This is a genomic window from Streptomyces sp. NPDC047880, from assembly GCF_040706515.1.
In the GTDB taxonomy this organism is placed as follows: domain Bacteria; phylum Actinomycetota; class Actinomycetes; order Streptomycetales; family Streptomycetaceae; genus Streptomyces.
Genome location: NZ_JBEZOK010000010.1, coordinates 1 through 23,657 on the forward strand (window position 1 = coordinate 1; position 23,657 = coordinate 23,657).

18 protein-coding genes and 1 pseudogene are annotated in these 23,657 nt (G+C 72.6%); 6 read left to right on the plus strand and 13 right to left on the minus strand.

All coding sequences use genetic code 11. The features are described from left to right. Positions 1-411: 411 nt before the first annotated feature. Complete coding sequence (locus tag AB0937_RS17130) at positions 412-1,419, minus strand: stage II sporulation protein M (protein ID WP_366712549.1); 1,008 nt, start codon at positions 1,417-1,419, stop codon at positions 412-414. 128 nt (positions 1,420-1,547) lie between these two features. On the opposite strand from AB0937_RS17130, the gene AB0937_RS17135 reads away from it, so the two are divergent. Beyond that, positions 1,548-2,510, plus strand: a complete 963-nt coding sequence (locus AB0937_RS17135; protein ID WP_366712551.1) for an RDD family protein — start codon at positions 1,548-1,550, stop codon at positions 2,508-2,510. Between the two features lie 91 nt (positions 2,511-2,601). Here AB0937_RS17135 and AB0937_RS17140 read toward each other — a convergent pair whose 3' ends face one another. From AB0937_RS17140 to AB0937_RS17180, 9 genes and pseudogenes are all read right to left on the minus strand, one after another. Then, positions 2,602-3,216: a hypothetical protein gene (locus AB0937_RS17140; RefSeq protein ID WP_366712553.1), complete on the minus strand. Its 615-nt coding sequence runs from the start codon at positions 3,214-3,216 to the stop codon at positions 2,602-2,604. A 179-nt stretch (positions 3,217-3,395) separates the two neighbouring features. Further along, entirely contained in the window at positions 3,396-4,853 is a 1,458-nt protein-coding gene (gene ahcY / locus AB0937_RS17145) for an adenosylhomocysteinase (protein WP_366712555.1), read from the minus strand. 348 nt (positions 4,854-5,201) lie between these two features. Next, complete coding sequence (locus tag AB0937_RS17150; RefSeq protein ID WP_366712556.1) at positions 5,202-6,185, minus strand: cation diffusion facilitator family transporter; 984 nt, start codon at positions 6,183-6,185, stop codon at positions 5,202-5,204. A 152-nt stretch (positions 6,186-6,337) separates the two neighbouring features. Further along, entirely contained in the window at positions 6,338-7,489 is a 1,152-nt protein-coding gene (gene manA, locus AB0937_RS17155) for a mannose-6-phosphate isomerase, class I (protein WP_366712557.1), read from the minus strand. 54 nt (positions 7,490-7,543) lie between these two features. Next, a complete protein-coding gene (locus tag AB0937_RS17160) occupies positions 7,544-8,671 on the minus strand; it encodes an SIS domain-containing protein (RefSeq protein ID WP_366712558.1) in 1,128 nt (375 codons plus the stop codon). 111 nt (positions 8,672-8,782) lie between these two features. Continuing rightward, entirely contained in the window at positions 8,783-8,953 is a 171-nt protein-coding gene (locus AB0937_RS17165; protein WP_366712560.1) for a Trm112 family protein, read from the minus strand. A gap of 69 nt (positions 8,954-9,022) precedes the next feature. After that, positions 9,023-10,390 (minus strand): phosphomannomutase/phosphoglucomutase, encoded by a 1,368-nt coding sequence (locus AB0937_RS17170; RefSeq protein ID WP_366712561.1) that lies wholly within the window; start codon positions 10,388-10,390, stop codon positions 9,023-9,025. A 97-nt stretch (positions 10,391-10,487) separates the two neighbouring features. Beyond that, positions 10,488-12,100, minus strand: a pseudogene (locus tag AB0937_RS17175) (L-lactate permease). Between the two features lie 130 nt (positions 12,101-12,230). Next, positions 12,231-12,653, minus strand: coding sequence for a DUF3499 domain-containing protein (locus tag AB0937_RS17180; protein WP_161363971.1), 423 nt, complete (start codon positions 12,651-12,653; stop codon positions 12,231-12,233). A 295-nt stretch (positions 12,654-12,948) separates the two neighbouring features. Between AB0937_RS17180 and AB0937_RS17185 the strand changes: the two genes are divergently transcribed. Next, complete coding sequence (locus AB0937_RS17185) at positions 12,949-13,404, plus strand: metallopeptidase family protein (protein ID WP_234849969.1); 456 nt, start codon at positions 12,949-12,951, stop codon at positions 13,402-13,404. Positions 13,405-13,456: 52 nt separating this feature from the next. Here AB0937_RS17185 and AB0937_RS17190 read toward each other — a convergent pair whose 3' ends face one another. The 3 genes from AB0937_RS17190 to AB0937_RS17200 all read right to left on the minus strand — a co-directional run bounded on the left by AB0937_RS17190 (position 13,457) and on the right by AB0937_RS17200 (position 19,102). Then, on the minus strand, positions 13,457-15,022 hold the full coding sequence (locus AB0937_RS17190; RefSeq protein WP_366712563.1) for a DUF5719 family protein: 1,566 nt from the start codon (positions 15,020-15,022) through the stop codon (positions 13,457-13,459). Then, entirely contained in the window at positions 15,019-18,675 is a 3,657-nt protein-coding gene (locus tag AB0937_RS17195; protein ID WP_366712565.1) for a glycosyltransferase family 2 protein, read from the minus strand. Before AB0937_RS17195 ends, AB0937_RS17190 begins: the two co-directional genes overlap by 4 nt. Before the next feature lie 163 nt (positions 18,676-18,838). Next, a complete protein-coding gene (locus AB0937_RS17200; RefSeq protein WP_010034659.1) occupies positions 18,839-19,102 on the minus strand; it encodes a WhiB family transcriptional regulator in 264 nt (87 codons plus the stop codon). A gap of 660 nt (positions 19,103-19,762) precedes the next feature. Here AB0937_RS17200 and AB0937_RS17205 point away from each other — a divergent pair. The 4 genes from AB0937_RS17205 to AB0937_RS17220 all read left to right on the plus strand — a co-directional run bounded on the left by AB0937_RS17205 (position 19,763) and on the right by AB0937_RS17220 (position 23,655). Continuing rightward, positions 19,763-20,269: a cysteine dioxygenase family protein gene (locus tag AB0937_RS17205; protein ID WP_366712568.1), complete on the plus strand. Its 507-nt coding sequence runs from the start codon at positions 19,763-19,765 to the stop codon at positions 20,267-20,269. A 34-nt stretch (positions 20,270-20,303) separates the two neighbouring features. Continuing rightward, entirely contained in the window at positions 20,304-21,263 is a 960-nt protein-coding gene (cofD, locus tag AB0937_RS17210) for a 2-phospho-L-lactate transferase (RefSeq protein WP_366712569.1), read from the plus strand. Beyond that, entirely contained in the window at positions 21,260-22,591 is a 1,332-nt protein-coding gene (locus tag AB0937_RS17215) for a coenzyme F420-0:L-glutamate ligase (protein WP_366712571.1), read from the plus strand. Before cofD ends, AB0937_RS17215 begins: the two co-directional genes overlap by 4 nt. A 62-nt stretch (positions 22,592-22,653) precedes the next feature. Continuing rightward, positions 22,654-23,655 (plus strand): DNA-3-methyladenine glycosylase 2 family protein, encoded by a 1,002-nt coding sequence (locus AB0937_RS17220; RefSeq protein ID WP_366712572.1) that lies wholly within the window; start codon positions 22,654-22,656, stop codon positions 23,653-23,655. The last annotated feature ends 2 nt before the right edge of the window (positions 23,656-23,657 follow it).

Sequence of the window (23,657 nt, forward strand, 5' to 3'; positions counted from 1 at the left end):
AGTTCTCAAGGAACGGTCGCTTCCTTTGTACTCACCCTCTCGGGCTTTCCTCCGGGCGCTTCCCTTCGGTCTTGCGTTTCCGACTCTATCAGATCTTTCCGATCCGATTTCCTCGGTGCTTTCCAGGTTCCCGCTTCCGCGTTTCCCTTTCCGGCGGTTCCGACTTTATCAGAAGTTTCGGGCCGGACTGACCGGCCACTCATTTCCGAAACATCGGGAGGGGCTTCAATGAAATCAGCGTTTCAAGAAGCAGATAGATGTTCACTCTGGCTGGTTTGGGACTAGAGCCCATCTCCAGGCAACTGTTCAAATCTACCTCCCCGCACTTGCCGTGTCAACGGCTCCTGTGGGGCGAAGAGGACACTAGCAGTTGAACGGACGTGGTCGCACATCCGCCGGTCGGCGGGACGATCAAGCGGCTGTCGGGACGGTCGCGCTGCGCTCCGCCGCCTCGACGTCACCGGTCTCTCCCGCGCGGGCGGCCCGGCCACCCACGACGTAGACGTAAGCCAGGAACGCCACTTCGGCGGCGACGCCGATCGCGATGCGGGCCCAGGTGGGGAGGCCGGACGGAGTGACGAAGCCTTCGATGGCGCCCGAGACGAAGAGGACGAGGGCCAGGCCTATGGCCATGCCGATGGCGGCTCGGCCTTCCTCCGCGAGCGCCGTGCGCCGCGTCCGGGGCCCGGGGTCGATGAGGGTCCAGCCCAGGCGCAGACCGGTTCCGGCCGCGACGAAGACGGCGGTCAGTTCCAGCAGGCCGTGCGGGAGGATCAGGCCCAGGAACGTGTCGAGGCGGCCGGCCGAGGACATCAGGCCTACGCCGATACCGAGGTTGAGCATGTTCTGGAAGAGGATCCAGAGGACCGGGAGTCCGAGGAAGACGCCAAGGATGAGGCACAGGGCGGCGGCCCAGGCGTTGTTCGTCCACACCTGGGCGGCGAAGCTGGCGGCCGGGTGGCTGGAGTAGTACGTCTCGTACTGGCCGCCTGGGCGGGTGAGCTCACGGAGTTCGCCGGGTGCCGCGATCGAGGCCTGGACCTCGGGGTGGGTGCCGATCCACCAGCCCAGGAGGGCCGCGACCGCCGTCGAAAGGAGCGCGGTGGGTACCCACCAGTGCCGCGACTTGTACACGGCGGCCGGGAAGCCGTGGGCGAGGAAGCGCGTCACGTCGCGCCAGGAGGCGCGTCGGGTACCGGTCACGGCACTGCGCGCGCGTGCCACGAGCTGGCTGAGCCGACCGGTGAGCTGCGGATCGGGGGCGCTGGACTGGATCAGGGACAGGTGCGTGGCGGTGCGCTGGTAGAGGGTGACGAGTTCGTCGGCCTCCGCGCCGTCGAGGCGGCGCTGGCGACGGAGGAGGGCTTCGAGGCGGTCCCACTCCGCTCGGTGGGCGGAGACGAAGACGTCGAGGTCCATCGGTGTGCCTGCTCCTCGGCTGGTCGTCGGAGGCTCGTCGTGGATCAGCTTGTCGTACTACGGTGCGATGCGCCCTCAGCTTGGCAGACTGGCCCTGTCGGGGGCAGGGCAGGGGAAGGACGACGGGCGTGAGTGAGCTGGTGACGGGCGAGGCTGTGGCGTTGGAGCTGCGCCCCGCGAGGCTGCCCAGCAGGGCGCTGGCCGTGCTGCTCGATCTGGTGGCGGCCATGGCCGTCTATGTCGCGGTGACCATCGTGCTGGTCACTTCCACAGCCTCCCTGGATGAGGCAGCGCAGACGGCACTGTCGATCGCGTCGTTCGTTCTCGTGCTGGTCGGCGTTCCGATCGCGGTGGAGACGCTCAGTCACGGGCGATCGCTCGGGAAGATGGCATGCGGTCTGCGGGTCGTGCGGGACGACGGGGGACCCATCCGGTTCCGGCACGCGCTGGTGCGGGGCTTGATCGGTGTGATCGAGATCCTCATGACGTTCGGGATCGTGGCCTGTATCGCCTCGTTCGTGTCGGCGCGTGGGCGGCGGCTGGGAGACGTGTTCGCGGGGACGCTCGTCGTGCGGGAGCGGATTCCGGTCGCGCGGACCGGTTTCGTACCGCCTCCTCCGCCCTGGCTGGCGGGGCGGTTCGCGGAACTCGATCTGTCGGCGGTGCCCGACGGGTTGTGGCTCGCCGTCCGGCAGTACCTGACGCGCATGCAACAGCTGGATCCGCAGGTGGGCTTTTCGATGGCGGAACGGCTTGCGGCGGATCTGGCGGAGCGTACGGGGGCTCCGGTGCCGCCGGGGGTGCCGCCGACCGCCTATCTGGCGGCGGTCGTGCAGGAGCGGCAGGCACGGGAGGCCCGGCGGGCCTTCGGGGGTGAAGCGGCCCGGACGGCCACGTCCTCCGCCGCCGCTCCGATGCCGTCCGGCGGGGAGCGGCCCGCGGAGTCACCAGGTCGGCCGGTGCAGCCGGGGGGATCGGTGAGCGAGCGGCATCCCGTGCAGCCGAGGAGTTCTGCGAGTGAGCAGCAACCGGTGCAGCCGGGGGCTGCGGCAGGTGAGCGGCCCGGCACGGGGTTCGTGCCCCCGGCGTAGTGAAAGGCGCTGCCTCCGGCGTGTGAAGGGCGCAGCCTCCGGCGTCGTGGAGGGTGAAGGCGTCGGTGTCGGCTCCGGTGCGGCTGCCCGCTCAGGTGAACGTCGACGGTGGTGATTCCAGGTCTTCGAGTTCGATGCCGGGGGCCGCGAGCACCACGTCCCCGGCGATGTGCACGGTGTGTTGCTCGCCCGTGTCCAGGGCTGTGACCTGGTATTCGTCCACGGTCAGGGGGCCGTTGTCAGTGGCGTGTGCTTCGCTACTCAGCAAGGCCCAGGACTGGTCCACGGTGCGTGGTGCGAGGACCGGGTCCGTGAAGGCGACGAGGCGTATGCGGGTGGCTGTCGCGGAGGGGGTGAGGCGCAGGAGACGGGCGGTCGCGACGAGGAACGCCGGGGACGCGCCGGTGAAGGCGTGGGCGCGCACATTGCCTTCGGTGGCCTCGGTCCCGGTGGGGTCGGTGCGGACCCAGGTGACGCCGTCGAGGGCGGCGCCGCGGACCTGCCAGGCGGCGGCGTGGAGTTCGAGGCGGAGGGGGCGACCGAGTTCGTCGAGGGTGAGGTCGACGGAGCCGTGGTGATCGCCGGTGGGGGTGGTCAGCTGGGAGACGTAACGCCAGCCGGAGGGGCCGGGGGCGCACTGGAAGTGTTCGTCTGCGAGGGGGGTGTGATCGTGCGGATCGTGGAGCGAATAACGGCCGCGGGGCATGGGGGTCCTGGGTCTTGACGGGCTGGGCCGGTCTCGGCCGGTCGGGAACGGGGCAGGCCCCCGGCACGGGGGTGCGGGGGCCTGCCTCGGAGGTCCGACCGGTGGTGCATCAACCGGCGGCGAACCACCGGTGGCGCATCAACCGGTGGTGAACCGGCCGGCAGCGGTGCTGCCGGGGCTCAGTAGCGGTAGTGGTCCGGCTTGAACGGGCCCTCGACCTTCACGCCGATGTACTCGGCCTGCTCGGGGCGGAGCGTGGTCAGCTTCACGCCGAGCGCGTCGAGGTGGAGGCGGGCGACCTTCTCGTCGAGGTGCTTGGGGAGCACGTAGACGCCGGTCGGGTACTCGTCGGGCTTGGTGAACAGCTCGATCTGGGCCAGGGTCTGGTCCGCGAAGGAGTTGGACATCACGAACGACGGGTGGCCGGTGGCGTTGCCCAGGTTCAGCAGGCGGCCCTCGGACAGGACGATGATGACCTTGCCGTCGGGGAAGGTCCAGGTGTGGACCTGCGGCTTGACCTCGTCCTTGACGATGCCGGGGATCTTGGCGAGGCCGGCCATGTCGATCTCGTTGTCGAAGTGGCCGATGTTTCCGACGATGGCCTGGTGCTTCATCTTGGCCATGTCCGAGGCCATGATGATGTCCTTGTTGCCGGTCGTGGTGATGAAGATGTCGGCCGTCTCGACAACGTCTTCGAGGGTCGCGACCTGGTAGCCGTCCATCGCGGCCTGGAGGGCGCAGATCGGGTCGATCTCGGTGACGATCACGCGGGCGCCCTGGCCGCGCAGGGACTCCGCGCAGCCCTTGCCGACGTCGCCGTAGCCGAAGACGACGGCGGTCTTGCCGCCGATGAGGACGTCGGTGGCGCGGTTGATGCCGTCGATCAGGGAGTGGCGGCAGCCGTACTTGTTGTCGAACTTCGACTTGGTGACCGCGTCGTTGACGTTGATCGCCGGGAACAGCAGGGTGCCGTCGCGCTGCATCTCGTACAGGCGGTGGACACCGGTGGTGGTCTCCTCGGTCACGCCGCGGATCTCCGAGGACAGCTGGGTCCACTTCTGGGCGTTCTCACCCAGGGTGCGGGTGAGCAGCTCCAGGATCACGCGGTGCTCGTCGGACTCGGCCGTGTCGGGCGAGGGGACCTTGCCGTCCTTCTCGTACTCCACGCCCTTGTGGACGAGGAGGGTGGCGTCGCCGCCGTCGTCCAGGATCATGTTGGGGCCGCCGGTGGGGCTGTCCGGCCAGGTCAGGGCCTGCTCGGTGCACCACCAGTACTCCTCCAGGGTCTCGCCCTTCCAGGCGAAGACGGGGACGCCCTGCGGGTTGTCGGGCGTGCCCTTGGGGCCGACGGCGATGGCGGCGGCCGCGTGGTCCTGGGTGGAGAAGATGTTGCAGGAGGCCCAGCGGACCTGCGCGCCGAGGGCGACCAGAGTCTCGATGAGCACGGCGGTCTGCACGGTCATGTGCAGGGAGCCGGTGACACGGGCGCCGGCCAGAGGCTGCGCCTCGGCGTACTCCTTGCGGATCGCCATCAGGCCCGGCATCTCGTGCTCGGCGAGGGTGATCTCCTTGCGGCCGAACTCGGCCAGGGAGAGGTCGGCGACCTTGAAGTCCTGTCGGTTCTCGACAGTCGTCATTGCGAGCTGCTCCTCGGAGTGTGGGTCGAGGGTGGGTACGGCTGGTCTGCGCGGCGGCGGACACAGGAGTGCCCGGAAGAGGACACAGGCATGCCCGCGTACGCGCAGCGCAGTCCGTCGGAGGCCCTCTCTCCCTCGGCCGGTCCGCGGGGGACCGCCCGACCGCCATCAGCAGCGACGTCTGGCTCCGTCCCAAGCTACACCGGGCGCGGGGGCGATCCCCAGTCTGTCGGCGAACACATCGAGCCGATCATGTGACGAAGCGGGGGACGTTCGGGTGGCCGGAGCGGATGACGGGACGGGGCCCGCCGAGTGGTTCGGCGGGCCCCGTGGGCCGGAGCGGAAGGGTCAGTGCTCGTCGGCGGGGTGGGGCGCCGGGCCGCCCGGGGAGGCCTCGGGGTCGGAGCCCTTGGCCGCTTCCCGCTCGCTGTAGATGTCCGGCTCGAGGTAGATCACGCGGGCGATCGGGACGGCGTCACGGATGCGGGCCTCGGCGGCGTCGATGGCGGAGGCGATCTCGGTGGCGGTGTCGTCGTGCTGCACGGCGATCTTGGCGGCGACGAGGAGTTCCTCGGGGCCGAGGTGGAGCGTGCGCATGTGGATGATGCGGGTGACGGTGTCGCCGTCGACGATCGCGGCCTCGATCTTCCGGGTCTCCTCGACGCCGGCGGACTCGCCGAGCAGCAGCGACTTGGTCTCGGCGGCGAGGACCAGGGCGATGAGGATGAGCAGGACGCCGATGCAGAGGGTGCCGATGCCGTCCCAGACGCTCTCGCCGGTCAGGAGGGCGAGGCCGACGCCGCCGAGCGCGAGGACCAGACCGACGAGGGCCCCGAGGTCCTCCAGGAGGACGACCGGGAGCTCGGGGGCCTTGGCGTGGCGGACGAAGTCCTTCCACGAGCGCTGGCCGCGCAGGGTGTTGGACTCCTTGATGGCCGTGCGGAAGGAGAAGCCCTCGGCGATGATCGCGAAGACCAGAACGCCGACGGGCCAGTACCAGTGCGTCAGCTCGTGCGGGTGCTTGATCTTCTCGTAGCCCTCGTAGAGGGCGAACATGCCACCGACCGAGAAGAGGACGATGGAGACGAGGAAGGCGTAGATGTAGCGCTCGCGGCCGTAGCCGAAGGGGTGTTCGGGGGTGGCTTCGCGCTTCGCCTTCTTGCCGCCGACGAGGAGCAGTGCCTGGTTGCCGGAGTCGGCGACGGAGTGGACGGATTCGGCGAGCATCGACGACGAGCCGCTGAAGAGGAACGCCACGAACTTCGCCACCGCGATCGCCAGGTTGGCGCCCAGTGCCGCCACGATCGCCTTGGTACCGCCTGACGCGCTCATATGTTCGCGTTGTCCCTTCGTACGCCGTTCCAGGGCCCGGGCGATCGCCTTGGTGCACGCCCGTGGCTTTGCCCGTGCTTGACGGTGGGCCATTGTTGCAGCCCGCCGCCGGAGCGGTGAGTCAGGTCACCAGCACGGGGTTCCCGAAACGGTCAGGCGACGACGGTGGCGCGGAAAAGCGTTCCCGTACCGGACACTTCGGCCTTTTCGCCGGCCGGGACGAACACGGACCGGCCCGGGGTCAGGTCGTGTTCGCCAGCCCGGACGGTGCCGGCCGTGCAGAGCAGGATCTGCGGTGTGGGTCGGGTCAGGTCGTGGGCGGCGCCCGCCTCGGGCAGGACGTAGCGGGAGAGGCGGAACTCGTCGATGGGGGTCTCGTAGACCTCCTCGCCGTCCGGGGAGGCCTCGGGGCGCAGGACGCCGGGGTCGCTGGGGCGGAAGCGGACGATGCGCAGGAGTTCGGGGACGTCGACGTGCTTGGGGGTCAGTCCGCAGCGCAGGACGTTGTCGGAGTTGGCCATGATCTCCACGCCGAGGCCGTTCAGATAGGCGTGCGGGATGCCGGCGCCGAGGTAGAGGGCCTCGCCGGGCTGGAGCCGGACGTGGTTCAGTAGCATCGCGGCGATGACACCGGGGTCGCCCGGGTAGTGGTGGGCGATGTCGGCGTAGGGGGCGTAGGCGCCGCCGAGGCGGGTGCAGCCGGTGGCCGCCTCCGCGACGGTGCGGGACATCTCGTCGGGGTCGGCGGTGAGGATGGCGGTGAGGACCTCGCGCAGGGCGGCGTCCTCGGGGTGGGCGTGCAGCAGGTCGACGTAGGGCTTGAGGGAGTCGACTCCGAGGTCGTCGAGGAGGGCGGCGGCCTCCAGGGGGTCGCGGAAGCCGCACAGACCGTCGAACTCGGTGAGGGCGCAGATCAGTTCGGGCTTGTGATTGGCGTCCTTGTAGTTGCGGTGCGGGGCGTCCACGGGGATGCCGCGCCGCTCCTCGTCGGCGTAGCCCTCCTGCGCCTGTGCGAGGTCGGGGTGGACCTGGAGGGAGAGTGGGCCGCCCGCGGCGAGGATCTTGAGGAGGAAGGGCAGCCGGGGGCCGAACCTGGCGACGGCGGCGGGCCCGAGTTCCTTCTCGGGGTCGGCGGCGACGACCTCGACGAGGGTGCCCCGGCCGGTGCGCGAGGGTGCGCCGGGGTGGGCGCCCATCCACATCTCCGCCTGCGGTTCGCCGGTCGGTTCGACGCCGAGCAGCTGCGGGATGGCCGTCGTGGAACCCCAGGCGTAGGGGCGGATGGTGTTGTCGAGGCGGTCCATGGGGTTCTCTCTGCGTGGTGCGGGGGCGGGCGCGTCAGGGTGTCCCGGGCAAGATCAGGCCCTCGAAGCGAGCGCCAGGTAAACGGCGGCGAAATCCGTGATGGCGATCAGTTCCGCGAGGGTTTCCAGTTCGTCGCCGGCCTCCGGTTCGAGCTCGCTGATCGGCGTGTCGTGGCTGAGGGCGAGGTCGCGGGCGCCGGGGGCCGCGGTGAGGCCGCCGATGGGGCGGTCGCGCAGCAGGACCACGCGCGCGTGCAGGGCGGGGGGCTCCTCGACGCGGTCGCGGAAGAAGTCGTCGGGGTCGGCGCTGGCGGCCAGCGGGCCGGCGAGCAGCGCGCTGTGGGCGGCGAGGGCCTCGGGGAGTTCGGCGACGACCGCGGGCGTGCCGGACAGCTCGGCGAGGGCGGCGGCGAAGCGGCGACCCGCGGGGCCTGCCGAGGTGCCCTCGGTCCAGACGACCGGGAGGGCGTCGGCGAGCTCGGCGGCGAGGGTCTTGGCGGCGTTGCTGTACGTGGCGATGGCCGGGCCGCAGCGTTCGGCGACGTGGTCGAGCCGGTCGGCGACCTTGCCTAGGGCCTCCGGCGGAGCGGCGAGCACGCCGGTGCGGTCCAGGAGGGCGAGGAGCGGGGTGAGCAGGGCCCACAGGACGCCGGGGGCGGACGCGGCGAACGGCTCGTCCTGGTCGTAGGGCGCGGTCGCCACGGGCACGAACAGGCCGTGCGCGCCGGCGACGGCGTCGGCGAGCGGGGTGCGGGCGGGCGCTACGGCGACGACGGAGCAGCCGCGGCGGTAGGCCTGCTCGGCGAGCAGTGACAGGCCGGGTTCGGTGCCGTCCGGCGTGGTGATCAGCAGGAGGTCCACGGAGCCGACCCAGCCGGGCAGTTCCCAGCGCAGGGCGCCCGCGGCCGGGGCGACACCGGTGGGGGCGAGGCGGGTGACCGGGCTGCCGGCGCCGGCGAGGGTGCCGATGAGGTCGGCGGCGTGGGTGGCGGCGGCACCGGGGCCGGCGATGAGGACGGCGCGGGGGCGGCCGTCCGGCTTCAGGTCGTTGACGCCCGCCTCGGCGGCATGGCGGACGGCGGTGCGTACGCGGGCGCCGGCTTCCGCGGCGCCGCGGAGCAACCCGCGGTGGTCGGCCTCGGCGAGGCCCTCCGGTGAGTCGAGCAGCGATTCGTCGAGCATGGGCGGCAGCTTCCCATCGCCGGGGTCCGTTGTGAGGTGTCCTGGATCGTGCCCGCTGTGCCGGGGGCTATGTGCACCGAGGGTCGCCTCGGCGGGTGCGCCCCCTGCCGGTCACGCGGGGCGGCGGGCCTCGTCGACGAGCAGGACGGGGATGCCGTCGCGCACGGGGTAGGCCAGGCCGCAGCCGGTGCCGGTGCAGATCAGCTCGGTGTCCTGCTCCCTGAGCGGGGAGTGGCAGGCCGGGCAGGCGAGGATCTCGAGGAGGCCGGTTTCGAGGGGCATGGAGGTTCCTCCGGGGTGCGGGCGCTTGGGGTCGTGCCTGGTCAGATTACCGCCGGTGGGGGTCGGGCCTCAGCCTCTGATGATCCCCAGCACCTCGTCGCGCACCCGGGCCATCGTCCCGGCGTCCCTCGCCTCCGCGTTCAGGCGCAGCAGCGGCTCCGTGTTGGAGGGGCGGACGTTGAACCACCAGTCGGCGGCGGAGACGGTGAGGCCGTCGAGCTCGTCGAGGGTGACGCCCTCGCGGGTGCCGTACGCGGCTCGGATGGCAGCGAGGCTGGCCTGCTGGTCGGCGACCGTGGAGTTGATCTCGCCGGAGCCGGCGTAGCGGTCGTACTGGGCCACGAGGGAGGACAGGGGGCCGTCCTGGCCGCCGAGGGCCGCGAGGACGTGCAGGGCGGCCAGCATGCCCGTGTCGGCGTTCCAGAAGTCGCGGAAGTAGTAGTGCGCGGAGTGCTCGCCGCCGAAGATCGCGCCGGTGCGGGCCATCTCGGCCTTGATGAAGGAGTGGCCCACGCGCGTGCGGACCGGGCTGCCGCCGTTCTCCTCGACGACCTCGGGCACGGACCAGGACGTGATCAGGTTGTGGATGATCGTGCCCTTGCCGCCGTGCCGGGCCAGCTCGCGGGAGGCGACCAGGGCGGTGATCGCCGACGGGGAGACCGGCTCGCCGCGCTCGTCGACGACGAAGCAGCGGTCGGCGTCGCCGTCGAAGGCGAGGCCCAGGTCGGCGCCCTCCTCGCGGACCCGCTTCTGCAGGTCGACGAGGTTGGCGGGGTCGAGGGGGTTGGCCTCGTGGTTGGGGAAGGTGCCGTCGAGCTCGAAGTACATCGGGACCAGCGTCAGGGGCAGGCCGGCGAAGACCTCGGGGACGGTGTGCCCGCCCATGCCGTTGCCCGCGTCGACGACGACCTTCAGGGGGCGAATGGACGTCAGGTCGACCAGGGAGCGCAGGTGGGCCGCGTAGTCCGACAACGTGTCGCGGGCGCTGATGGTGCCCGTCGACGCGGCCGCCTGCGGGGCGCCCGACTCGCTCCAGCGCTCGACGAGTTCGCGGATGTCCGCGAGGCCGGTGTCCTGCCCGACGGGAGCGGCGCCGGAGCGGCACATCTTGATGCCGTTGTACTGCGCCGGGTTGTGGGAGGCGGTGAACATGGCACCCGGCAGGTTCAGCGCGCCCGAGGCGTAGTACAGCTGGTCCGTCGAGCAGAGGCCGATCTCCGTCACGTCGGCGCCCTGGGCGGCCGCCCCGCGCGCGAAGGCACGCGACAGGCCCGGTGAGGAGGGCCGCATGTCGTGCCCGGTCGTGATGGCGCTCGCGCCGGTGACCCGCACGAAGGCCGCCCCGAAGAGCTCGGCCAGGGACTCGTCCCACTGGTCGGGGACGACCCCGCGTACGTCGTACGCCTTCACGACCTGCGACAGATCAGCCACGGCCAACCTTCCTGGAAAAGTACTGTCGGTCCGCACAAACTACCCCCGCCCACCGACAGCGCGCCGGGCGGATGCCAAGACGGCACCCGGCTGTCACCTCAGGTCAGGGCAGCATCCAGCCCAGGACCGGAGTGCTCCGGCCGATCACGATCAGGCACATCACCAGCAGCAGGCCCGGGCTCCACGGCAGCACCTTGCGCAGCAAGTCGCCCTCACGGCCGGCCAGTCCGACGGCCGCGCAGGCGATGGTGAGGTTCTGCGGGAGATCATCTTGCCGAGGACGCCGCCGGAGCTGTTGGCGGCGGCCAGCAGCTCGGGCGAGAGTCCGGACTCGCGGGCCGCGGTCACCTGGAGGGCGCCGGAGAGAGCGTTGGCGGAGGTGTCCGAGCCGGACACGGCGACGCCGAACCAGCCGAGGACGGGTGACAGGAAGGCGAGACCGGCTCCGGCCGCCGCGACGCAGTGGCCGGTGGTCGCGGCGGCCGGAGAGGTTCATGACGGAGGCGAGGGCCAGGACGGACGTCACCGTCGGGATCGCGAAGCGCAGTTCGCGGACAGTGGCGAGCCACTCCCCGACCGCCACGCGCGCGTGGACGCCGCTGACGACGGCCGTGAGGATCCCGGCGAGCAGGACGAGGGTGCCGCCGGTCGACACGACGGGCCAGCTGAAGACGTCACCGCCGACCGGTACGCCGTCGGGCCCGGCGACGTCCAGGAAGGGCCGGTCGAAGGTCCGGGTGGTCCGGGCGAGCCAGTCCTTGACGGGCGGGATCTGCGCGGCGGAGAAGATCACGACGATCAGCGCGTAGGGGGCGTACGCGCGCAGGACCTCGCGGGGCGGGTCCAGCTCGTCGAGTTCCTCGCTGCGGTCGCCGGTCAGCACACCGGCGCGTACGGCATCGGTGGCGGGCACGCGCGCGTGGTACGGCGACCAGGGCTCCGGCGCCGGCCAGGGCGGCGGCGATGTCGGCGAGTTGGGCGGAGAGGTGGTTGGAGGCGGCGAACTGGGCGACGGCGAAGGCCACTCCGCACGCCGGGGCGGGCATCCAGGTCTCGCGCAGGCCCCGTCGCCCGTCCACGGGCCATACCAGCACCAGGGGCATTACGAGTGCCAGCAACGGCGTCTGACGGCCCACCACGGACGCCGCGGAGTCCAGGGACAGCCGGTCACCTGGGCGAGCGTGACGACCGGTGTGCCCATCGCGCCGAACGCCACGGGCGCGGTGTTGGCGACCAGGGCGACGACGGCGGCGCGCACCGGTTCGAAGCCGAGGGCGACCAGCATGACCGCGCTGATCGCGACGGGCGTGCCGAAGCCGGCGAGCGCCTCCAGCAGCGCCCCGAAGCAGAAGGCGATGACGAGGGCCTGGATGCGCGGGTCGTCGGAGAGCCTGCCGAAGGAGCGGCGCAGGATGTCGAAGTGCCGGGTGCGGACGGTCATCCGGTACACCCACAGGGCGTTGACGGCGATCCACAGGATGGGGAAGAGGCCGAAGACGACGCTCTGGGCGCCGCCGGAGAGGGTCTGGCCGAGGGGCATGCCGTAGGGGCGAGCCAAGCGGCCAGGACGGCGGCGAGGAGGCCGGTCAGGCCCGCCAGGTGGGCCTTCCTGCGGACGCCGCCCAGCAGCACCAGGACGGTCACCAGGGGCAGGGCCGCCACCAGGGCGGACAGGCCGAGTGAGCCGGCGAAGGGTCGGAGCTCCTGGACGCACACGGGCGACTCCCCGGTGTCCGCCGTGCTTCCGTCATGCGAAAGCGATTTCCCGCAGCCTCACACCGGGATGGCCATGTCCGCGCCAAGCTCACGCCAATGGGTGCGCGCGTGAAGGAATCGGGGGGCCGGGTCAGTTGTCGGGCGACCGCAGGACGCGCAGGTGCCCGCGCCGCGCGACCTCCCGCGGGTCGGCACCGCGGCCTCCGCCGCCGGCCTCGGCCGCCCGCTCCTGGGGGCGGGCCGCCTCGCGCACGGCGTTCGCAAGCGCTTCCAGGTCGTCGCCGCTGGGGCGGGCCGGGGCCGAACCGTCGAGGAGCCGGACGACCTCCCACCCGCGCGGGGCGGTGAGGCGCTCGGAATGCTCGGCGCACAGGTCGTAGCAGTGGGGTTCGGCGTAGGTGGCGAGCGGGCCGAGGACCGCGGTCGAGTCGGCGTAGACGTACGTCAGCGTCGCGACGGCGGGACGGCCGCAGGCGGTGCGCGAACAGCGACGTACAGGGCTCACGATGTTGGACGGTACCGCACTCTTGAGCGGGCCGCGACGACTCTCCACCAGGTCACTCCCCCGTGTCGTGCTGTGAAACGCCGCACACACCCTTTCGGGCGTACCTTTCTGACCTGGCAGGACATCGACGCCCGAGAGGTCGAACAGCCCGGCAAGCGATCAAGAGTTATCACAAAACCCTCAAATAGCACGAGGTCGCCGGTCTCGGCGGGATACGGATTTGAGCCCAACCTTGGCTTGAATGGTCATGTAACGACATGGCCTGCGGCGGCGGCCGGAAGCCGCCCCTGCCGCAGTGCGGTGCCGGGCACGGCGGCACGCCGGGGACTACCCTTCACCAGTGATGGACAAGCCCGTAACGCCTCGTGCCGCCGCCCCCGGCCCCCGCCGTCGTGATCGCCACGGACGGGGCATGCGCGGCCCGATCGCACCGCCGCAGGTGCCGCTCGCCGCGAGCCGCGCGGACGTGTTCGCCGATCTGGTGCAGGACTCCGTGGAGCGTCTGGAGCGGCGCTGGCCCCAACTCGCCGACATCGACTTCCTGGTTCTCGAGGTGCCGAGGCTCGACGGGCCCGGTCAGGCCTGGAACGACGAGGCCGTGCCGCTCGGCGGCACGATCAGCGCGCGCGAGGGCCGCCCCGCGCGCGTGGTCGTCTACCGGCGGCCGGTCGAGATCCGCACCAAGGGGCGCGACGAGCGGGCGGCGCTGGTGCACGAGGTCGTCGTCGAGCAGGTCGCCGAGCTCCTCGGGCTGACGCCGGAGACGGTGGACCCGAGGTACGGCGAGGACCAGGGCTGAGGACGGACGTCACCGGCTGCCGGCTGATCCGGACGGTCGCCCGCCTGCGGATCTACTTCTGGAGCACCGACAGGTCCTCGTCCGCCTCGGGTACCGCCACCGTCCCCCGGTCGTCGGGCAGTGTCTGGATCGTGAAGGCGGGGACGCCGCCCTCGTTCGCCGCCAGGGTGCGGGCGCCGTACACCGGGCCGCCGGAGACCGGCTCGACCGTGAGCGCGTAGGTGCCCTTGAGGCCGCCGGGGACCGGGGGCTCGATGTCCTGGGTCGTGCCGGCCTTGATCGTGTACGTCTTCGACACCGGCGTGCCGCCCTCGCTGCCGGCCGAGGCGGTGACCTTGACCGTGGCCGCGGAGCCCGGGGCCGTCAGGGACAGGGTGCTGCCCTTGCCGCTGTTGTCGGCGGACGTCGCGCGCGTGCCGACGGGGCGGGTGGCCGGGATGAACGCCGTCTCCTGCTTGCCGCCCTTGCCGCGTACGACCTTCAGGGCCGCCACGACCGGCACGGACCGGTCCGTCGGGGTCAGCACCAGCGAGCCCGCCTCGCCGCGGGTGACGTCGCCCAGGTCGACCGCGGTCGTCATGCCGCCCTTGACGTGCACCGTCTCGTGCCCGGCCGGGGTGATCGGCCCGGAGGGGGAGGCGAGGCGCACCTTCAGGTCCGCGTCGGCGTCGCCGGGGGTGAAGGCGACCAGGCGCACGGAGGTGGCGTCCTTGGGGATGCCCGGCAGGACCAGGCTGCCCGCCGGGTCCGTGGAGGCGGGCAGCCAGTCGCCGCCGATCTTGTCGTCCAGGGCCTGCACGGCCGCGCCGACGCGTCCGCTGCGGACGTTGACGTGCACGGTGAGGTCGGTCTGCCGCTCGCCGGTGAGGGTGGACAGCAGGACCGGTTCGCTGGAGTGCGGCGGGACGGTGATGCCCTCCCCCACCGCGGACTTCAGGGCGCCGTCCTTGCCGTAGAGCTCGATGTCGACCACGGCGGCCGAGTCGTCGGGGTTCGTCAGGTGGACGTAGTCGGTGCGGTCGGCGGCCGTGTCGGCGCCGGGGAACCAGAAGTCGGTGTCCGGGGCGGTGCAGTTGACGCCCTGCAGGCCGCGCCCGGTGCCCGCGGCGACCTCGGTCGTCTCCTGGACGGTCCAGCCGGGCGCGAACCTGCCGTCGGCGGTCCCGACGAGGGCGGGCGCGTCGCCGCCGGAGCTGTCGCCGGTGACCGGCTTGCCGGGCTCCTTGGGCGTCAGCACGGGCTCTGCGGACTGGTCCTTGCCGGACTTCCCGCCGTCCTCGTCCCCGTCCTCGCCGCCGGACTTGCCGCCGTTCTCGCCGTCACCCGTGTCCTTGCCGTCGGGCGCGGCGTCCGCCGACTCCGGCGTGGCCGCGCTGAGTTCGGCCTTGCCGCCGCTTCCGGCGCCCTTGGTGACGGGCGTGAACGACGTGTAGGACGTCTCGGCGAGGTCGGACGTGCTGGGCGCCGGGCAGAGCAGGCTGGTGCGCTCCACGGGCAGTTGGGCCGCCGCCTTGGCGGTGTCCGTGCCCGGCGCGTCCGGCTGGGACAGCGCTGCGAAGCCGGTGACGGCGGCGAGCGCGGTCGTGCCGGCGATCAGGGACAGGGTGGTGCGGTTCACTGCTGGCTCCCGTCGGGACGCTCACTGCCCGTGCCGTGGGGGTGGTGCTGCTGCGCCGGGTCGTACGGCGTTCCGTAGCCCTGGCCCTGGCCGTAGGTCTGGTCGTAGCCCTGCTGGTAGAAGGACGGGTTCTGGCCCTGGCCGCCGTAGGCGTACGGGTCGTACTGGCCGCCCTGGTACGGGTCCGCCTGGTACTGCTGCCCGTAGGCGTCCGCCGGGTACTGGGCGTTCTGGTACTGGTCGCCGTATCCGGCGTACGCGCCGCTCTGGTGGCCGGCGTTGTCCCACTCGCCGTAGTTCTGCTGCTGGGGCACCGCCGCCGGCGGCTGCTGGGGCTGCGGGGGCGGGAACTCCTCGGGGACGGCGGCCTCTTCCGCCTCGGCTTCCGCCTGGGCGCGCAGGCGGCGGGCCCGGCGGCCCTCACCGGCGACGGCCTCGGCCGGGACGGCCGGCTCGTCGGGCAGGTCGTCGTCGATGTCGCGACGCCGGCCGGGCAGGGCGAGCACCACGAGGACGACGGCGAGCAGGCCCTGGGCCCACAGCCAGGCCGTGTGACCGATCGGGTCGTCGTAGGTGACGTCCAGCGTGCCGCCGGAGGCGGGGAGCCGGAAGCCCTGGGCCCAGCCGTCGACCGTGGTACGGGTCAGTGGCTTGCCGTCGAGGGTGGCGGTCCAGCCGTCGGCCGCGGAGTCGGCGAGGCGCAGCACGCGTCCGCCGGCGCCGGCGGGGATCCTGGTGTGGATGTCGACCGGCCCGGCGGCGACGGGCTGCGGGGTGCCGGAGGCGGAGACGACCGTGGCGCGCGCGACCTCCCGGTTGACGCGCCACAGCGCGCCGCCGGCCTGCTGGCTGAGCCGGGTCAGGCCGGGCGTGGCGTCCAGGACGCGGGTGACCTCGCGGGGCGCGCCCTGGTGGACCAGGACGTAGCGCACGGCGAAGCCGCCGAGCTGGTCGGCCTGGTCGGCACCGGAGCCGGCGACCAGGTTGGCGACGACCTTGTCGAGCCTGCCGTTCTCGCCGTCGGCCGCGGCGATCTCGCCGTCGCCGAGGCGTGCGCCGGAGCCGCGGACCAGCATGTAGCCGACGTGGGCGCCGGAGTCGCTGTCGAGGACGAGGGTGCGGGCCTGGTCGCGGGTGCTGCTCTCCTCGGCGACGAAGGCGGGGACCTGTGTCGGGTCGCGTCGCTCCAGGGGGGTGTCGGCGCCGCGGATCATCCAGCCGGCGGCGATGAGCAGCGGGCCCGCGGCCGAGGCGAAGGCGATCAGCACGGCGACCGGCTGGCGCCAGCCGAAGCTCTGCTCGGCCACGCGCGCGCGTGCCCCGTCGGCGCCGAGCGCGGCGGCCGCCAGGAGGGCCATGCCGTAGACGAGCGTCGCCGGTCCGGCCCAGGTGGAGCTGTTGGACAGGACGGCGAAGACGAAGCCGGTCAGGGCGACGGCCCAGGCGGTCCGGATGCCCGACTGGCGTTCCGAGCGCAGCAGGGCTGCGAGGGCGGCCAGCACGATGCCGAGGAGCATCAGGCCGCTGACGGTGCCCGGGCCGCCCGGGCTGGCGCCCAGCAGGTCGAGGGCGGAGGCGGCCGAGGGGCCGTACTCGAGGCCCGCTTCCTCGAGGAAGCCGAACGGGAGCAGGGTCAGTGACCAGGGGGCGAGGAGCAGCAGGGGCGTGCCGAGCTGGGCGAGGAACCGCAGCCCGTAGGCCGTGATGTCGCTCCGGCGCAGCACGAGCAGCCCGATGCCGAGGAGCAGCGCGATGGGCCACACGACCGGCGTGAAGGCGGTGGTGATGGTCAGCAGCAGCGCGTACGCCCAGGTGGCGCGCCAGCTGCCGCGCGCTCCGCCCCGCGTCAGGCCGCCGGCCGCGATGGCCGCACGGGCGATGAGCGGCAGCAGCGCGGCGAGGACGGCGGTGCCGATGCGGCCGCCGGCGAGGGCGCCGGTGGCGGCGGGCAGGAAGGCGTAGACGACGGCCGCCCAGGCACGCAGCAGCCGGGACTCGACGAGCGGGCGGGAGGCGAAGTAGGCGGCGATACCGGCCAGCGGCACCGAGCCGACGAGCAGGACGGTGACGGCGAGGCCGGTCGAGCCGAACAGCAGGGACGCCAGCATCGCCACGAGCGCGACGTACGGCGGCGCGGACGAGGTGCCGCCGGCGCCGACCGGGTGCCAGGCGTCGAGGTAGCGCGACCACAGCTCGCCGGAGCCGGCCGGGGCGGGCAGCAGGGCGCCGCCCGCGAGCGCGCCGCCGCCGAGGAGCTGGCGGCAGGCGACCAGGGAGACGAGGAGCAGCACCAGGAACAGGACCGGGCCGGGCTTGCGCGCGATGCGCTTGAGCCGGGCGAACTGCTCGATCTCCAGGAAGTCGGCGTCGTCGCCGCCGGGGCCCGATTCCACGGCGCTGCCGTGCCGTCCGGCGCCGGCCGCGACCTCCGGGTCGGAGCGGCCGACGAGGCTGCTCGCGACCTGCTCGACGGTGACGCGGACGGTCGCGCCGGGCGGCGGGAACAGAGCCCGCAGCTCGCCCTTGTCGATCTGGGGTGCGCCTCTGCCGCGCCGCCCGGCGAGGATCCGCTCGGGCCGGAGCAGGGTGCCCATCAGGCCGCGGATCTCGTCGACGGCCTGCCCGGGGACCTTCCCGACGAGGTAGGCCACGGTCCGCAGCACGGTGCCGAGCACGATCCGCAGGATCACCCAGGGGAGCACGGCCGTACGCGAGTTGACGAGCAGGGTGTAGACGGCGCCGGCCTTGTCGACCTTGTGCGGGGAGGCCGCCGTGCGGCCCACGCAGTCGACCGTGCGGCGCTCGCGGCTGGACGCCTCGGCGTGCCGGACGACCGCCTCGGGGGCGACCAGGACGCGGTAGCCGGCCGCGTGCGCGCGCCAGCACAGGTCGACGTCGTCGCGCATGAGGGGCAGGTGGCGGTCGAAGCCGCCGAGCTGCTCGAAGACGTCGCGGCGCACGAGCATGCCGGCGGTGGACACCGACAGCACGGGCCGGACGTGGTCGTGCTGACCCTGGTCCTGCTCACGGCGGTCCAGGCCGGTCCAGCGGCGGCCGGAGTTGGCGATGGAGACGCCGACCTCCAGCAGCTGCCGCCGGTCGTACCAGCCGCGGAGCTTGGGGCCCACGACGGCCACGTCCTCGCGGCCCAGCTCGTACTCGGTGTCCACGACCCGCAGCAGCTGGGCCAGGGCGTCCGGGTCGGGAGCGCAGTCGTCGTGCAGCAGCCACAGCCACTGCACCGGCTCGCCGTGCGGGAGCTCGGGCAGGTCGTAGGCGTCGTCGCGCCACGAGCGCGTGACCGGGTCCCAGCCGCTGGGGCGCTTCAGGTACGGCAGTTCCTCGGGGGTGAGGACCGGGGCGCTGCGGCCGCACTCCTCGACGGCCTGGCCGAAGCCGGTGCGGCGGGCGAGGTGCAGCACCCGGTCGGCGCCGAGCGCCTCGGTGACCAGCTGCGCGGAGGCGTCCGAGCTGCCGGTGTCGGCCCCCATCGCGTACTGGACGGGACGCTCCTGGCCGAGCAGTCCGGCGAGCGCGTCGGGCAGCCAGCGGGCGCCGTCGTGGGAGACGAGGACCGCGGTCACCACGTGGCGCGGGAACTCAGGTGCGGCAGCGGTGTCGTGATGGGCTGCCGGGTGGCTGTGCACGGACATCGAGGTACGGGCCCCGGTTCGGTGGACTGCGGTGGACGCCTGCGCCCGGTGGGGGCGGCGGGGCGTCTCGGACGAGCGACCACACTATCGGCTGCACGGAAGACGGCCCGCCGCCTGTGGATAACCCACGGGCGACGGGCCGTTCACGCAAGGAGGGGTGGGGTCAGACGGCGGCCTTCTTCAGCCGGCGGCGCTCCCGCTCGGACAGGCCGCCCCAGATGCCGAATCGCTCGTCGTTGGCGAGGGCGTACTCGAGGCACTCGGAGCGGACCTCACAGGCGAGGCAGACCTTCTTGGCCTCCCTGGTCGAGCCGCCCTTCTCGGGGAAGAAGGACTCGGGGTCGGTCTGGGCGCACAGCGCGCGCTCCTGCCAGCCGAGTTCCTCGTCCGCGTCGTCGACCAGCAGTTGCTGCACCGTCTCGGTCATGTGCGCCCCTCGTCTGTCTTTCGCGTCCCCGTGATCTAGCCGTTACCGATTCCGGCTGAACGACACGAGTGAAATTACAAGTGTGCTGCTCCGGGCGAGTCAAGCCGAGATCTGCTATTGAGCCCCTTATTCACTCTGCGGAACCAAGCCCATGCGGAAAGTGTTCAAATCACCATAAAGCCTGACACACAGACCGAGCCCGCGAGGGCTCACACCTTCCGGCGGACCCCGCGCAGACCTGTACGGACAAGGACGCCCAGCGGTTCGATCTCGTTCCGACACGCACGTCGAAGCGAAACGGATCACAGTCGGATCACGAGTACGCAACGGGGTTTGTGCGCCCGGTTGGACGCCATGTGTCCCGGGCGGGGCATGAACAAACCTTTCATCTGAGCGATCGACCGGATGAGGTGAAACACGTCCCACGTACCGGGTGTCGAGTTGACAGCGAAGGTGTGAGCCGGTGTCCTTGTGGGCATGCTCGCGAACTTGGCATTCACCTCGACCCGCACCGCCGGGTCCCACGGTGCTGCCCGCGCTCGCTGTAGCTGTCGCTGTTCCAGCTGTTGAGCCACCCCTGCTCCAGCTGAAGGCCGAGCCCCACCCGTCTCTCGGCTCCCGTTCCCTCTGACCTTCTTTCACTGAGGAACCACGCACCCCATGAACAGCGACAGCGACCTCCAGATCGCCGGCGACATCCTCGAAGTCACCCACCTCCTCCAGACCCCGCGCGAGCACCCGGCCACCGTCGCCGAGTTCGTCGGACTGGCCCGCTCCCTCGCCGAGGACCGCTCCCAGTGGGAGCACCTCGTCCGCTACGACGCCTCCAGCCGCTGGTACCACCGGCTGCGCACCGGCCCGGGCTACGAGGTGTGGCTGCTGTCCTGGGTGCCCGGGCAGGGCAGCGGGCTGCACGACCACGGCCGCTCCTCCGGCGTGCTGACCGTCCTCGACGGCACGCTGACCGAGCGCACCGAGCGGGGCACACGCGCCTTGCGGGCGGGCGCGCAGCGCGTGTTCGCGCCGGGGTACGTGCACGAGGTCGTCAACGACGCGCTGGAGCCGGCGGTGAGCCTGCACGTGTACTACCCGGGCCTGACGGAGATGCCGATGCACACGGCACAGCACTGCGAGGCCCGGGACGTACCGGGTGTGGTGACTGCCTGACCGGTTGTCGCAGGGGCCTGCAAGACTGGCTCCCATGCGCATTGTGGTTCTGGCAGGCGGCATCGGCGGTGCCCGGTTCCTGCGTGGTCTGAAGCGGGCCGTCCCGGACGCGGACATCACCGTCATCGGCAACACCGGGGACGACATCCACCTCTTCGGGCTGAAGGTCTGCCCGGACCTCGACACGGTGATGTACACGCTCGGCGGCGGCATCAACGAGGAGCAGGGCTGGGGGCGCACCGACGAGACCTTCCACCTCAAGGAGGAGCTCGCGGCGTACGGCGTCGGGCCCGAGTGGTTCGGCCTGGGCGACCGGGACTTCGCCACGCACATAGTGCGGACGCAGATGATCGGCGCCGGGTACCCGCTGAGCGCGGTGACGGAGGCGCTCTGCGACCGCTGGAAGCCGGGCGTGCGGCTCATCCCCATGTCCGACGACCGCGTCGAGACCCATGTGGCCGTCGAGCTGGACGGCGAGACCAAGGCAATCCACTTCCAGGAGTACTGGGTACGGCTGCGCGCCTCGGTGCCCGCCCGGGCCGTCGTGCCGGTGGGCGCCGACCAGGCGAAGCCCGCTCCAGGTGTTCTGGAGGCCATCGCCGAGGCGGACGTGATCCTCTTCCCGCCGTCCAACCCGGTCGTGTCGATCGGCACGATCCTCGCCGTGCCCGGTATCCGGGAGGCGATCGCCGACGCCGGGGTGCCGGTGATCGGCCTCTCCCCCATCGTCGGTGACGCGCCCGTGCGGGGCATGGCCGACAAGGTGCTCGCCGCCGTGGGCGTCGAGTCGACCGCCACGGCGGTGGCCGAGCACTACGGCTCGGGCCTGCTGGACGGCTGGCTCGTCGACACGGTCGACGCCGGCGCGGTGGAACGGGTCGAGGCGGCCGGGATCCGCTGCCGGGCCGTGCCGCTGATGATGAGCGACGCCGGCGCGACCGCACGGATGGCCCAGGAGGCGCTGGCGCTGGCCGAGGAGGTGCGGGGCGCGTGAGCGGCGAGGTCACCGGCGCGGAGCCGGGTGCCGCCGGGTACCGGGTGTGGGCCCTGGGCGGGCTGCCCGAGATCGCGGCCGGGGACGACCTGGCGAAGCTGATCGCGGCCGCCGAGCCCGGCCTGGCCGACGGGGACGTCCTGCTCGTCACCTCGAAGATCGTGTCCAAGGCGGAGGGCCGGGTCGTCCGGGCCGCGGACCGGGACGCGGCGATCGACGCCGAGACGGTCCGGGTGGTGGCCCGGCGCGGCGCCCTGCGGATCGTGGAGAACCGGCAGGGCCTGGTCATGGCCGCGGCCGGGGTCGACGCGTCCAACACCCCTGCCGGGACGGTGCTGTTGCTGCCCGAGGACCCGGACGCCTCCGCCCGCGCCATCCGGGACGGGCTGCGCGACGCCCTCGGCGTCGAGGTCGGGGTCGTGGTCACCGACACGTTCGGCCGGCCCTGGCGCTCCGGGCTCACGGACGTCGCGATCGGCGCCGCCGGCGTGCGCGTGCTCGACGATCTGCGCGGCGGCACGGACGCGTACGGCAATCCGCTCAGCGCCACCGTCGTCGCCACCGCCGACGAACTCGCCGCCGCCGGCGACCTGGTCAAGGGCAAGGCCTCGGGGCTGCCCGTCGCCGTGGTGCGCGGGCTCGGGCACCTGGTCGCGCAGGGCGACGACGGTGGAGGAGCGCGGGCCATGGTCCGCGGCGCACGCGACGACATGTTCCGCCTCGGCACCTCGGAGGCGGTCCGCCTGGCCGTGACCCAGCGGCGCACGGTCCGGTCCTTCACGGACGAGCCCGTCGACGGCGGTGCCGTACGGCGGGCCGTGGCCGCGGCCGTGACCGCCCCGGCCCCGCACCACACGACACCCTGGCGGTTCGTCCTGCTGGAGTCGGAGGAATCGCGAACACGGCTGCTCGACGCCATGCGGGACGCATGGATCGCCGACCTGCGGCGGGACGGCAAGAGCGAGGAGTCCATCGCCAAGCGGATCCGGCGCGGGGACGTGCTGCGCAACGCGCCCTGCCTCGTCGTCCCCTGTCTGGTCATGGACGGTTCGCACACGTACGGCGACCCGCGCAGGGACTCGGCCGAGCGGGAGATGTTCGTGGTCGCCACGGGTGCCGGCGTGCAGAACTTCCTGGTCGCGCTGGCCGGGGAGCGGCTGGGCTCGGCCTGGGTGTCGTCGACGATGTTCTGCCGGGACGTGGTGCGCGAGGTGCTGGATCTGCCGGCGGACTGGGACCCGATGGGGGCGGTGGCGGTCGGGCACGCGGCCGAGGAACCGCGGCCGCGGCCCGAGCGGGACGCGGGCGCGTTCATCGAGGTGCGGTGACAGGAGCCGGGCGGCGCCTACGCTCGTAGGGCCACTCCTCACGGATCCCAGGGACGTCATTCATGGCAGGACGGTTCGCTCAGCGGCCCACGCGTACCACGGTGCGCGGCGGGCAGGTCGCCGTGCCCGCGGGTGTGCCCCGGCAGGCGACGGGGCCGGTCCGGGTGCGGGAGTGGGTGCCGGACGGGCCGCTCGACCTCGGCCTCGTGCTCGGCCCGTTGCGGCGCGGGCCCGGCGACCCGACGTTCCGGGCGACACCGGACGGGTCCGTGTGGCGCACCAGTCTCACCCCGGCCGGGCCCGGGACGCTGCGCGTGTGCGCGTACGGCGGCGGGGTGCGCGGCGAGGCGTGGGGGCCCGGGGCCTTGTGGCTGCTGGAGGGGTTGCCGGAGTTGCTCGGGGCGGCGGACGACCCCTCGGCGTTCGTGCCGCGGCACCGGTTGCTGGCGTCGGCCCGGCACCGGCGGCCGGGGCTGCGGCTGACGCGGAGCGGGCTCGTGCTGGAGTCGCTGATCCCGTCGATCCTGGAGCAGAAGGTCACCACCGATGAGGCCTACCGCGCGTGGCGGCTGCTGGTGCGGAAGTTCGGGGAGCCGGCGCCGGGGCCCGCGCCCGCGCGGATGTACGTGATGCCGGACCCGCGGACATGGGCGCTGATCCCGTCGTGGGAGTGGCACCGGGCCGGGGTCGACAACAAGCGGGCGTCGACGATCCTGCGTGCGGTGAGGGTCGCCGCGCGGCTGGAGCAGGCCGTGGGGATGGAGCCCGGGGCGGCTCGGGCACGGCTGGAGCTGGTGCCGGGGGTCGGGCCGTGGACCTCCGCGGAGACGGTGCAGCGCAGTCATGGGGCGGCGGACGAGGTGACGGTGGGGGATCTGCATCTGCCCGGGATCGTGGGGTGGGCGCTGGCCGGGGACCGGGACGCGGATGACGCGGCGATGCTGGAGCTGCTGGAGCCGTATGCGGGTCAGCGGCATCGGGCGGCTCGGTTGATCCTGCTGAGCGGGAGGGTGCCGGCGCGGCGGGCGCCGAAGATGCCTCGGTGGGACATCGGGCAGTTGTGAGC

Bases quoted from the DNA above. Each gene is read 5' to 3' on its own strand.
- AB0937_RS17200 (WP_010034659.1), bottom strand. From the start codon at position 19,102: ATGACCGAGACGGTGCAGCAACTGCTGGTCGACGACGCGGACGAGGAA.
- AB0937_RS17160 (WP_366712558.1), bottom strand. From the start codon at position 8,671: ATGCTCGACGAATCGCTGCTCGACTCACCGGAGGGCCTCGCCGAGGCC.
- ahcY (WP_366712555.1), bottom strand. From the start codon at position 4,853: ATGACGACTGTCGAGAACCGACAGGACTTCAAGGTCGCCGACCTCTCC.
- AB0937_RS17165 (WP_366712560.1), bottom strand. From the start codon at position 8,953: ATGCCCCTCGAAACCGGCCTCCTCGAGATCCTCGCCTGCCCGGCCTGC.
- manA (WP_366712557.1), bottom strand. From the start codon at position 7,489: ATGGACCGCCTCGACAACACCATCCGCCCCTACGCCTGGGGTTCCACG.
- AB0937_RS17220 (WP_366712572.1), top strand. From the start codon at position 22,654: ATGGCAGGACGGTTCGCTCAGCGGCCCACGCGTACCACGGTGCGCGGC.
- AB0937_RS17140 (WP_366712553.1), bottom strand. From the start codon at position 3,216: ATGCCCCGCGGCCGTTATTCGCTCCACGATCCGCACGATCACACCCCC.
- cofD (WP_366712569.1), top strand. From the start codon at position 20,304: ATGCGCATTGTGGTTCTGGCAGGCGGCATCGGCGGTGCCCGGTTCCTG.
- AB0937_RS17195 (WP_366712565.1), bottom strand. From the start codon at position 18,675: ATGTCCGTGCACAGCCACCCGGCAGCCCATCACGACACCGCTGCCGCA.
- AB0937_RS17150 (WP_366712556.1), bottom strand. From the start codon at position 6,185: ATGAGCGCGTCAGGCGGTACCAAGGCGATCGTGGCGGCACTGGGCGCC.
- AB0937_RS17130 (WP_366712549.1), bottom strand. From the start codon at position 1,419: ATGGACCTCGACGTCTTCGTCTCCGCCCACCGAGCGGAGTGGGACCGC.
- AB0937_RS17205 (WP_366712568.1), top strand. From the start codon at position 19,763: ATGAACAGCGACAGCGACCTCCAGATCGCCGGCGACATCCTCGAAGTC.
- AB0937_RS17185 (WP_234849969.1), top strand. From the start codon at position 12,949: ATGGACAAGCCCGTAACGCCTCGTGCCGCCGCCCCCGGCCCCCGCCGT.